The 11,747-nt window shown below is 69.5% G+C and carries 8 protein-coding genes; 3 read left to right on the forward strand and 5 right to left on the reverse strand.

Annotated elements, in window-relative coordinates; genetic code table 11:
* Positions 1 to 2,496: a glycoside hydrolase family 9 protein gene (locus AB0H84_RS37460; protein WP_357615425.1), complete on the forward strand. Its 2,496-nt coding sequence runs from the start codon at positions 1 to 3 to the stop codon at positions 2,494 to 2,496.
* Positions 2,497 to 2,788: 292 nt separating this feature from the next.
* Here the strand turns inward: AB0H84_RS37460 and AB0H84_RS37465 are convergent, their stop codons facing one another.
* The 5 genes from AB0H84_RS37465 to AB0H84_RS37485 form a co-directional block, all read right to left on the reverse strand.
* Entirely contained in the window at positions 2,789 to 3,316 is a 528-nt protein-coding gene (locus tag AB0H84_RS37465; RefSeq protein ID WP_357615334.1) for a hypothetical protein, read from the reverse strand.
* Positions 3,313 to 4,374, reverse strand: coding sequence for a lytic polysaccharide monooxygenase (locus AB0H84_RS37470; protein ID WP_357615337.1), 1,062 nt, complete (start codon positions 4,372 to 4,374; stop codon positions 3,313 to 3,315). Before AB0H84_RS37470 ends, AB0H84_RS37465 begins: the two co-directional genes overlap by 4 nt.
* A 253-nt stretch (positions 4,375 to 4,627) precedes the next feature.
* A complete protein-coding gene (locus AB0H84_RS37475) occupies positions 4,628 to 5,902 on the reverse strand; it encodes a serine/threonine-protein kinase (RefSeq protein WP_357615340.1) in 1,275 nt (424 codons plus the stop codon).
* Positions 5,889 to 6,860, reverse strand: a complete 972-nt coding sequence (locus AB0H84_RS37480; protein ID WP_357615343.1) for a LacI family DNA-binding transcriptional regulator — start codon at positions 6,858 to 6,860, stop codon at positions 5,889 to 5,891. Before AB0H84_RS37480 ends, AB0H84_RS37475 begins: the two co-directional genes overlap by 14 nt.
* Before the next feature lie 179 nt (positions 6,861 to 7,039).
* Positions 7,040 to 9,178: a transglycosylase domain-containing protein gene (locus AB0H84_RS37485; RefSeq protein ID WP_357615346.1), complete on the reverse strand. Its 2,139-nt coding sequence runs from the start codon at positions 9,176 to 9,178 to the stop codon at positions 7,040 to 7,042.
* Positions 9,179 to 9,466: 288 nt separating this feature from the next.
* Between AB0H84_RS37485 and AB0H84_RS37490 the strand changes: the two genes are divergently transcribed.
* Together AB0H84_RS37490 and AB0H84_RS37495 are read left to right on the forward strand one after the other, a co-directional pair.
* On the forward strand, positions 9,467 to 10,744 hold the full coding sequence (locus AB0H84_RS37490; protein ID WP_357615349.1) for a hypothetical protein: 1,278 nt from the start codon (positions 9,467 to 9,469) through the stop codon (positions 10,742 to 10,744).
* The gene (locus tag AB0H84_RS37495) at positions 10,741 to 11,739 is read left to right on the forward strand and encodes a hypothetical protein (protein WP_357615352.1); all 999 of its coding nucleotides are present in this window, start codon (positions 10,741 to 10,743) and stop codon (positions 11,737 to 11,739) included. Before AB0H84_RS37490 ends, AB0H84_RS37495 begins: the two co-directional genes overlap by 4 nt.
* Positions 11,740 to 11,747: the final 8 nt, after the last annotated feature.

Raw genomic sequence — 11,747 nt, forward strand, 5'->3', positions numbered from 1 at the left:
CTGATCGCCGTGGCGTCGCTGGCCCTGCCCCTGTGCTTCGCAGGGGCCGGGCCGGCGGCCCACGCCGCCGCACCCGCCTTCGCCTACGGCGAGGCGCTGCAGAAGTCGCTCTGGTTCTACGAGGCCCAGCAGTCCGGCGACCTGCCCGACTGGAACCGCGTCTCCTGGCGCGGCGACTCGGGCATGAACGACGGCAAGGACGTGGGCGTGGACCTCACGGGCGGCTGGTACGACGCGGGCGACCACGTCAAGTTCGGCCTCCCGATGGCGGCCTCCACCACGATGCTGGCCTGGGGCGCGGTCGAGTACCGCGACGCGTACGCGAACTCCGGCCAGCTCACGCACCTGCTCAACAACCTCAAGTTCGTCAACGACTACTTCATCAAGGCGCACCCGTCGCCGAACGTGCTCTACGGGCAGGTCGGCAACGGCGGCACGGACCACGCCTGGTGGGGCCCGGCCGAGGCCATGCAGATGGCGCGGCCCGCGTACAAGATCGACGCGTCGTGCGGCGGGTCGGACCTGGCGGGCGAGACGGCGGCCGCGATGGCGGCCTCGTCGATGGTCTTCCGCCCGACAAATCCGGCTTATGCTGACACGCTGCTGACGCACGCCAAGCAGCTGTACTCCTTCGCCGACACCGTCAGGAAGAAGTACAGCGACTGCATCACCGACGCCCAGGGCTACTACCAATCGTGGAGCGGCTACAACGACGAGCTGGTGTGGGGCGCGATCTGGCTCTACCGGGCCACCAACGACGCCTCCTACCTGGCCAAGGCCGAGAGCGGCTACGACAACCTGGGCAACGAGCCGCAGAGCACCACCAAGTCGTACAAGTGGACGATCGCGTGGGACGACAAGTCCTACGGCGCGTACGTGCTGCTGTACAAGCTGACCGGCAAGCAGCGCTACCTGGACGATGCCAACCGCTGGCTCGACTGGTGGACGGTGGGCGTGAACGGCTCCAAGGTGGCGTACTCGCCGGGCGGCCAGGCCGTCCTGGACCGGTGGGGCTCGCTGCGGTACGCGGCCAACACCTCGTTCGCGGCGCTCGTGCACAGCGACACCATCACCGACGCCACGCGCAAGGCCCGCTACCACGACTTCGCGGTCCGGCAGATCAACTACGCGCTCGGCGACAACCCGCGCAACTCCTCGTACGTGATCGGGTTCGGCAGCAACCCGCCCAAGAACCCGCACCACCGCACGGCGCACGGCTCGTGGACCGACCAGATGACCAACCCCGAGCAGACCCGCCACACGCTGTACGGCGCGCTCGTGGGAGGCCCGCCCGACCCTAACGACGCCTACACCGACAAGCGCGACGACTACGTCATGAACGAGGTCGCCACCGACTACAACGCCGGTTTCACCAGCGCGCTGGCCCGGCTCTACAAGGAGTACGGGGGCGCCCCCGCCGCGAACTTCCCGCCGCGGGAGACCCCGGACGGCCCCGAGATCTTCGTCGAGGCGGGCGTGAACGCCTCGGGCACCAACTTCACCGAGATCAAGGCCATCGTCCGCAACCAGTCGGCCTGGCCCGCCAGGGTGCTGTCCGACGGCTCCTTCCGCTACTACTTCACGCTCGACGGCTCGACGACCGCCTCGCAGATCACCGTGTCGTCGGCCTACACGCAGTGCAAGGCGCCCACGCTGCACCAGGCGAGCGGCACCACGTACTACGTGAACATCGACTGCTCCGGCCAGGTCATCGCCCCGGCGGGACAGTCGCAGCACCGCAGAGAGGTGCAGTTCAGGATCGCCAGCTCGGGCACGTGGGACCCGGCGAACGACTGGTCGTACCGGAACATCCCCACCACGCCCGGCGCGACGCCGGTGCGGACCGGGAACATCACCCTCTACAGCGGCGCGACCAAGATCTGGGGTGAGCCCCCGGGTCCGGAGGAACAGGACACGACAGCGCCCAGCAAGCCGGGCAAGCCCGAGGTTTCCGGGATCACGGGCTCGACCGCCAAGCTGAGCTGGACCGCCTCCACGGACAACGTGGGCGTGAGCGGCTACGACGTCTACCTGGGGTCCACAAAGGTAGGCACGGCCACGAGCGCGTCCTTCGACCTGAGCGGGCTCACCCCTGCCACGGCCTACACCGCCTCCGTGGTGGCGCGGGACGCGGCGGGCAACACCTCGGCGCCGTCCGACGGCGTCTCGTTCACCACCACGAACACGACGCCGCCGCCCCCGGGCGGGTGCGCGGCGACGTACAAGGTGACGAGCTCGTGGAGCGGCGCCTTCCAGGCCGAGGTGACGGTGAAGAACAACGGCACGAAGGCCACCACGGGCTGGACGGTCGCCTGGACGTCGGCGAACCAGATCACCCAGCTCTGGGGCGGCAAGCACACCCAGTCGGGGTCCGGCGTCACCGTGAAGAACGAGTCCTACAACGGGGCGCTGGCTCCCGGCGCCACCACCACGTTCGGCTTCATCGCGAACGGCACGCCCACCGTCCCCGACCCGATCACCTGCACTCCCGCCTGAGTGAAGACCCCGCCCCCGCCGCAGTAGCGGCGGGGGCGGTTCCACAGCTCAGGGAAAGGAGCCGCCCGGGCGGCGACACAGCCGTCTCGTCCGGCTGCACCTGCGCCAACTGAACCGCCCGTCGTACTGCTGCGTATGAGGAGGTGAGGCGGAACACCAACATCCCTGCCCGATGAACACCATCCCGCCCGGATGGAACGGACGCGGCCGATACCTCCAGTCGGCCGCGTCCGTGTTCTGTGTTTATGGCCTCCACTTCGTGGAGGCGGGCTCGGTCGCTTCCGAGCCGTCGCTACTTGACCTGGGCTTTCTTGATCTCGGTGAACCGCTGGCGGGCGGCGTCGATCGCGTCCTCGTCGTCGAACTCGGCGAAGGCCTGCTCCTGGTAGCGGGCCGGGATGAGCCGCCTGACCCGGTCCGGATAGCCCATGCCCGGCTCCGGGACCCTGATCACCGGAGGGATGCCGATGCGGACGGCGATCGGGCCGGAGGCCCGTACGGAGGTCGCCCAGTCGGTGCCCGCGCCGGTGACCGCGCACATGTGGCGCGCGTACACCCACTTCACCTCGACGACGGAAGTGGCGTTCGGCGGTTCGGTCCCGAACGTCTCCACGGCGCACACGACGCGCGAGTCGAATTCGTGGCCGTGCGCGTGGTGCTCGTCGAGCGAGGACTGCTCGAGCACCAGCGTCACCTGGGCGGCGAGCTCCTTGTACAGCTGCGACGACGGCTGCCGGCCGGCGAAGAACATCACCCCGGCCAGGGTCAGGCCGGCCAGGGTGATGATCGCCGCGATCAGCCCGCGACGTGACTTGATCACGGGCTGGTGCAGGTCAGGGCCGGTGCCGGGTTCGGGATCGAACCCGTGGCGTTGAATCCGAACGAGGTCGTCGCGTTCGGCGCCAGCTGCCCGTTGTAGGTGGCGTTCTTGACCACCACGTTGGGCGGCTGCCCGGACAGTACGCCGTTCCACGGCGAGCCGTCGAAGCCCTGGCCGCCGCTGTAGGTCCACTTGACCGTCCAGCCGTTGATGGAGGAGGCGCTCGTGTTCTTCACGGTCACCTCACCCTGGAAGTGGCCGGCCCAGCCGGTGTCGGTGGCCTTCCACGTGGCGGTGCAGGCGCCCGGGGTCGGCGTGACCGTCGGCGTCACCGTGGGGGTGACGGTGGGCGTGCTCTGGCCCGGTCCGACACCGGTGACCTCGCCGTTGCCGCCGTCGAAGACGACGTCGGAGCAACTGTAGAAGTTCTCGTTGCTGTCGGAGCGGATCCAGTGCGTGTAGATGATGTGCCGGCCGGTCTTGCCGGACGGCAGCTGGGCGTTCCAGTAGTAGTAGTTGAGCGCGCCGGCTGGGCCGGTGTCGGGCGGGTTCGTGACGCTGCCGAACGGCTCCAAGTCGGACCACTTCAGCGGCCCGTTCGGGTTCCAGCCGTTCTTGGTGATGTAGTAGTTGAACGCCCCGGGGTGCTTGGCCCAGTTGCTGTGCCGCATCTGGATGGTCGCGCCCGAGGTCAGGTGGGTCACCGGCCAGTCGCTGCGCACCGCGTTGTAGGCCGTGAAGTCGTAGGGCCCGCCGGTGCCGCCGCTGCAGAGCTGCCCGTCGGGGATGAATCCGGAGGTCCGGCCCGCGCCGTCGGAGCGCAGCACCGCGAACCAGTTGTACAGGGGGGTCGGGCCGCTCTGCGCGACGGCCGCCGCGCACGCGGGGTTGTAGGGGATGATCTGGCCGTTCTCCCGCAGGCCGTCCTGCCAGCACAGGAACGTCCTGGCGCCGGGGAACATCGACACCCCGTGCGCCTGTGCCTGCGTGGGCACGATCAGGACAGTCGCGATCAGTACCGTGACGGCGGTGATCGCCGCCGACTTGAATAACCTCATGGGGATTCCCTTGCGCTGTCGACAGAGGAAACCTGCCCCATGACCTGCCCGCCCGGTGATCGCATTGAATCACGCCCCTGACGGCTCCGACAACGCGCTGTGAAAGTTTCATCCGATCTTGGATGCGGTGCCCTATGCTTGGGAGCGCTCCCATAGGGGACATGGCGCCGGTCGTGCCAGCGAGGGGCGCGGGCGGCTTCAGAGGGGTACGGCGGGTGCTGCCGTACCCCTCATCAATCTGCCGGACCCCTCCTCAATCCCGCTGGAGCGCGGCGTCGATCTCGTCGAGCCTGGCCTGCAGCTCGCTCAGGCAGGCGGGCTCGAGCCGGCCCTCGGCCAGGCGGTCGGTGAGCTTCCTGCGCACGCCCGCGGTCGTCGACGCCGACGGGCCGTGCGGCGACACCGCAGCGTGCAGCACCTGCTTGAGGTCCAGCACGACGTCGGCGTCGGTCGCGCCGCACGGCGTCCTCGCCTCCAGCACGGTCTTGAAGTCGTCCACGGCCTGCTCCACGGTGTCCACCGCGACGGGAGTGCTCTCCACGAGCGCCGGCGTGCTCTCGATGTGCTTGGCCGTGGGCGACGCGGTGACCGCCGGCGGCGACGGCATGACGCCCTCGAGGGTCTGGTACCCCGTGCGCTGGGACCACAGCAGGGCGGAGAGCGCGATGGCCGCCGACCCGGCGACCGTAAGACCGCGCCTCACATGCCGGGCCAGCGCCGCCGTGCCGAGCGTGGAGGTCAGCGCCGAGACGATCTCGGCCGCGGTCGGCCGCGCCTCCGGCCGGTAGGCCAGGCAGCGCTGGGTGAGCGAGGCCAGGGCGTGCGGCACGCCGGGGACGCGGGGCGGGGGATGGATCCTGCGGGCCGCCTCGATCTCCTCCCACGTCGTCTCCGGGTACGGCGTGTGCCCCGTGAGCATGGCGTACAGCAGCACGCCCAGGGCGTACACGTCGACCGCGGGATGGGTCGGCGCGCCGAGCAGCCGCTCGGGGGCGACGTAGGGAGGGGTGCCACGGTCGTCGTCGGGATCTCCGGCCCAGGCCGCGATGCCGAAGTCGAGCAGCTTGGGGCCGTCGGCGGTGAGCAGCACGTTCTCGGCCGTGACGTCCCGGTGGACCAGGCCGCGCGCGTGCCCGGCCATCAGGACCCGGGCCAGCCTCAGCGCGATGACCGCCGCCTCGGACCACGGCAGCGGGCCCTGCTCGATGCGCTCGGCCAGCGGTGGGCCGTCGAGCAGCGGCATCACCACGTAGGCCGCGACGCCGCCGTTCGTGGTGATGGTCTCGCCGTAGTCGTAGATCTCGATGGAATCGGGATGGATGAACCGGGCGGCGGCGCGGGCCTCGCTGCGCGCGCTGACCCGCTGCCAGTCGCCGGCGTGCAGCGAGGCCGTGAGCACCTTGACCGCGATCATCCGGTGCAGTGACTGGTCGAAGGCACGCCAGATGACCGACATCCCCCCGCGGGCCAGCGGATCCAGCAACAGATACCTGCGGGCCAGCACGTCCCCCGGCTCAAGCCGACTCACGGATGACCAGTTCCGTGGGGAGTACGGGGTCGATCCCCGCGGCCCCCGTCAGGAGCAGCCGGGTGGCGACCGTGGCGAGCTCCTCGACGGGCTGGCGGATGGTGGTCAGGGCGGGAACGGTGTGCCTCGCGACCGGCGCGTCGTCGAACCCGATCACCGCGACGTCCGCGGGCACCTTGCGCCCCGCCCTGCGTAATGCCTGGATCGCGCCCGCCGCCATCAGGTCGGACGCGACGAAGACGGCGTCCAGCCCGGGGGCGTGGCGTAACAGCCACTGCATGGCGTGCGTGCCGGAGGCCGCGGTGAAGTCGCCGTACGCCACGGGGACGTCCGGCAGGCCGGCCGCGTGCAGCGTGCGTATCAGACCCTCCAGGCGATCTCGGGCGCCGGGCAGGGACGGTGGGCCGCCGATGGCGGCGACGTTGCGGCGGCCGGAGAGCAGGAAGTGCTCGGCCGCCTGGCGCCCGCCGTCGAGGTTGTCCACGTCGGCGTACGGGAGCTTGAGATCGTGCGGCGGGCGGCCGATGTTGCGGACCGGGACGCCCGAGGTGGATAACTTGATCGCCAGAGGATGTCGCTCTCTGGCGCCCACGATGAGCACCGCGCCCGACAATGCGGGCAGGGTGGATGACGTGGGTGTGACCGTGGTAACCATGAGTTGGGTGCCGTGCTCAGCGATCACGGCGCCCGCCGCGGACAGGAGCCGGGCGTAGTAGGGCTCGGAGAAGAGACGGGGGAGATGGTCGCAGATCACTGCTGTGACGCCGTCGGCGATGGTCTTGGCGGCCGTTCCCCTTGGGGCGCGTTGGCGCACGTATCCCATGCGGGAGACGGCGTCGTAGACTTGCCGGCGGGTCGAGGTACTGACCCGCACCGAGCCCGTGAGGACTCGAGATGCGGTCGCGGGGGAAACCCCTGCAGCGGCCGCCACCTGTGCCAGTGTGGGCTGCTCGGTCATGGAGCACCTCGCGGGAAGATCCTGGGAGCGCTCCCACGTTACCAATGTTTCGTCGCTGTTAATAGGGCCTTTGCTAGGAGTGCGTCCGCTTGTGCGGACGCACTCCGAATTTCCTCAGCTAGGAGGCATTGGTAACCGGCAGTATTTTCTGATTTTCCCAGGTTTTCCGCTGCTGTTGATCAGTGGTTAAGCGTCGTGTCGATGTCCGCCTCGTCCAGCTGACCGTCCGCGCGGTCGTTCCTGGGCTCCTGCCGCCGGGGCGCGCAACTCGATCCGCAGCCACCGAAACGAGAGGTGTTGACCGGCGTGAAGTCGGTCGCCGGGATGCCCTTGAGTGCGGCCTTCATGGTGTCGTTCCAGATGGGCCCGGGGATGGAGGCGCCGAAGACCGAGCCGTAGTAGCGGCCGCCGATGGTGATGTTGTTCAGCTTGTGGGTCACCGCGCCGCGCGGGTCGCCGATGCTGACCGCGCCCGCCAGGTCAGGGGTGAAGCCGGCGAACCAGGCGGTGGACTGGGCGTCCGTGGTGCCCGTCTTGCCGGCCGCCGGGCGGCCGATGCCGCCGACGCCCTTCATGGTGCCCTTGGTGAACACGCCGGACAGGATGCTCGCCGCGGCGTCGGTCACCTCGGGGTCGATCGCCTGCTTGCACTTGGGCTTGTAGTTGGTGACCTTGCCGTCGCGATCCTTGATCGAGGTGATGGCCATCGGCGCGCAGTACTTGCCGCGGGCGCCGATCGCGGCGTACGCGGTGGCGACGGTCACGGGGTCCATCTCGTTGATGCCGAGCGTGAAGGTCTCGTACTCCTGCAGGGGCAGCCCGTCGGAGCGCTTGATGCCTAGCTTCTTGGCCGTCGTGACCACGTCGCAGAGGCCCACCTTCTGCTCCAGCGCCATGAAGAAGGTGTTCACGGAGCCCCAGGTGCCGGTGGCCAGCGACTTGAAGCCCCCGCCGCCGCCCTCGGCGTTGGTGACGGACCAGTTGGGGTCGCCCACGTTGACGCCCTTGCAGTTCTTGAACGACCAGTAGGCCGGGGCGCGATAGCTGCCGCCCACCGAGATCCCGTCGTTGATCTTCATGCCCTCCTTGAGCGCGGTGAGCAGCGTGAAGGTCTTGAACGTCGAGCCGGCCTGGAAGCCGACGCCACCGCCGTGCACCGCGTCAGCGACGACGTTGTAGGACATCTCGTTCTTGCTCTTGCGGATGCCGTACTTGCGGCTGGCGGCCATCGCCTTGATCTGGCCGGTCCCGGGCTGCACCAGGGCCTCCGAGGCGACCGGGTTGTCCGAGGCGAACACGTGCTTCTTGATCGCCTTCTCGGCGGCGGCCTGCATCTTCGGGTCGATCGTGGTCTTGATCTCCAGGCCGCCCCGGTTGAGGAACTGGGTCCGCTCCTTCTTCGTCTTGCCGAAGTCCGGGTTGCTGAGGATCTCGTTGCGGACGTACATGCAGAAGTACGGGTAGTCGCTGGACTCGCAGCCGCCGGGGAGCGGGGTGCCCTTGTAGCCGAGCTTCGTGGCCTTGGCCGCGGCGGCCTCCTCCGGCGTGATCCTCTTCAGCTGGGCCATCCGGTCCAGCACGACGTTGCGCCGGGCCAGCAGCCGCTCCCTGTACTCCTTGCCCCGGCTGGGGTCGGTCTGGAGCGGGTCCTGCACGGCGCCGGCCAGGGTGGCGGCCTGCGGCAGGGTCAGCTTGGCGGCGGGCACCCCGAAGAAGCGCTTGGCGGCCGATTCGATGCCGTAGGCGCGGGCGCCGAAGTAGACGATGTTCAGGTACTTCTCGAGGATCTGGTCCTTGGTGTACTTCTGCTCGACCGCCATCGCGTACCGCAGCTCGTTGAGCTTACGCGCGTAGCTGGCCTCGAGGGCCGCGTTCTTCTCCTTCTTGGTGGTGCCCGAGTTGAGCAGCACCTGCTTGACGTACTGCTGGGTGATGGACGAGCCGCCCTGGGAGATGCCGCCCGAGCTGAGGTTCTTGGCCAGGGCGCGCATGGTGCCCTCGATGTCGATCGGGCCGTGCTCGTAGTAGCGGTAGTCCTCGATGGAGATGATCGCGATCTTCATGATGTCGGCGATCTGGTCGAGCGCGACGTTCTCGCGGTACTCCTCGTAGAACGTCGCGATGGGCTTGCCCTTGGCGTCCAGGACCGTCGTCTTCTCCGCGAGGGGCGGTTCCTTGAGCTCCTGAGGTTTGATGCCCAGGTCCTCCGATGCCGAGACGAACATCGCTCCTGTCCCCCCGACCGCGGGTAGCGCGATGGCCGCGGCCACCACACCGGCCGCGATCGCTGCCCCGGTCAGGCGCGCGATACTCGACACACGGGAACCCATGGTGGTAAAACCTCCCCCTCTTGGCATTTGGGTGCATCCTAAACCCCGCCATGACGTGCTCTATGTAAAATCTTGGACCCCGCTTGGGGTTGGTTTGTTCGCGCGGGAGGCGGGGTTTCTCCGTCTCTGCCCGCTTAATCGGCGTTCAGGCTACCGCTGCCCTCCGCGCCGGCCGTGGCGATCTTCAGTTTTCGTCAAAGAAAGCGTGTTGACGTGCGGGTGGGTGTCGGCCGCTCTGGCAATGTCGGGTTCCTACCGGTCGTGGTGGGGGGTCATATGCGACGTGTCGGGGATGGCGAGCACTTCGATCGGCTGCTCGCCGCCGCCAGAACATACTGGGGCGAGAGCCCGGGTGGTGACAGCTGCGTCGTGGCGGAGGCGTTCGACCAGGACATCCGGGTCGTGGTGCGCACGCTCATGGTCGCGAAGGCTGTGTGCGAGCTGCTGTCGGCGCGGCTGTTCGCGCTGGTCGATCCGGAGTGGCGCGGGCTGGCCGAGGTGTTCGGCGCCGAGGCGGACGGGGGGCCGCGGGTGCCGCCGGCCGCGCTGGTCACCAGCCGGGTGGATCCCGGCGTGCCCAGGGACATCCCGGTCGTGCACGTGCACGGGAAGGGCTCGCTGAAGGCGTACGCGCTCTTCCCCGACCAGGGCCCCTGCTCGTTCCACGAGGAGCTGCCCGCCCGGGTCGGCGCCTTCTTCGAGCGGCACGTCTGGCCGCACAGGCACGTGATCGCGCCCGACGCGGAGCGGACTGCCTGGCGGGCCAAGAGCGGCTACCAGGTCCGTACGGACACCGAGCGCCGCCAGCTCCGCCAGCACGGCTGCGCCCGCCTGGGGCTCGACCCCGGCCTGCCGACGATCGCGGTCCTCGGCCACCGGCCGGACCAGGACACGGAGCTGTTCCAGGCGACGGTGGAGTACGCCACCTCGGACGTGTCGGCGAACTGGCTCTTCCTCGACCCCGTCACCAGGTCGCACTCCCGGATCAGGTGCGTGGCCGGCGCCCTGTCCACGAACCTGCTCTGGAGCATGACCGACGCGGCCGTCGCGTTCGGCAACAGCGATCTGCCCGCGTTCGGCATCCCCGTCATCCAGGCAGGCTGGTCGGTGGGCAGGGCCTGCCGCACCACGCACATCGCGCTGCAGCCGTCGGAGCTCCGACTGCTGCTCGACGAGGCCATCGCCAAGCACGACAAGGGGGAGTCCATCCTCGAGCCGGAGCAGCGCGAGCGCGCCCGCCTGTGGCTCTGGCTGCGCCGCTGCGGCGCGGACGTGCCCACCGGGCTCCTGCCGCACTGGGAGCACGGCGCCGACTACGCGCGGGCGCTCGCGGTCAACCTGTGGCACGTGGAGCGCGACGGCGACCCCCTCTACAGCGCGGTCGCGCGCATGTGGGACCGGCGCGAGCCCATGCTCACCCGTTTCGACTTCCACGACCCGGCGGGGCCGTACATCAGGAGCGCCCACGATCGCTTCCGCCGGCTCGGTCACGCCGTTGCGCACCATGAGTTCCCCGACCCGGAAGGGCCGTTCGTCCCCAGGAGCACCCCATGACCAGCCCAGGATCCGCCACCGAGCTCGACCAGCTGATTCTTCCCGCCATCCCGCCCGTCCACCTCAACAACGGCCAGGTCTCCGCGCTGCAGGTGACCGACAGGTTCCACCGGGGCACCCAGATCGTGGGCAGGTTCGAGACCTCGGGGCTGGCGGGGTTCAAGGTCTCCGCGCAGGGGCGTTCGCTGCGGGTGCTGCTGTCGCTGTCGCTGGACGAGCGCTCCCTGGCCGGCTGGCACGACGGCAAGGCCGAGACCGCGGCCTCGCTGCCCCGGCTGGTGCAGGTCCGCTCCCAGGGTCGGCTGCGCCAGTGCGTGGTCCTCAAGGGGAAGCGGGCGCACGCCCGCGCGACCTTCGACCTGTCGCCCGACGAGATCCCGGACGACGGGCTGATCTGCGTCGAGCTGCTCGACATCATGGAGGGCGACGGGGTCTGCCCGGAGGTCCGCCAGGCCGTGTCGGGGCGCGTCATGCCCGACGGGGTGGCCGGGGTGCGGCTGAACAAGGTGGTGTTCGAGGAGCCGCCGGCGGTGGACTTCGACCCGGACGCCCTCGACGGCCTCCGCTGCGAGCACTCCTCGCTGATCAGCGCGGGCGGCCTGGCCAACTTCAACCGGCAGGGCGTACGCGTGCTGCGCTCGGGCCTGTTCGTGGTCAACCCGCCGCTGAAGGAGACGTTCGGGTCGAGCGGCCGCCTCACGCTCAGGCTGGGCACCAAGGCCGAGCCCGCGAGCGTCATCCCCGCGACGTGGGGGCGGGTCAACAGCGAGCTGCGCTGGATGCGCCACGCCACCAGGAAGCTGCTGGGCATGGCGGCGCCGCCCGTCAAGCGGGTGCTCAGCATCAGGGACGGGAACATGGGAGTGCCCGAGGAGCGGGTCGACGGCAACGTGACCCAGCTCGTGCTGCCCAGCCCCACCAACTCGCCGTTCCTGGTGATCATGGGTCCCTGCCTCGGCGCCATGCCAACGCTGGAGTCGGCCATCGCGCACTAGCCGGGCTG

The organism is Nonomuraea sp. NPDC050786 (assembly GCF_040654115.1).
Taxonomy (GTDB): Bacteria; Actinomycetota; Actinomycetes; order Streptosporangiales; family Streptosporangiaceae; genus Nonomuraea.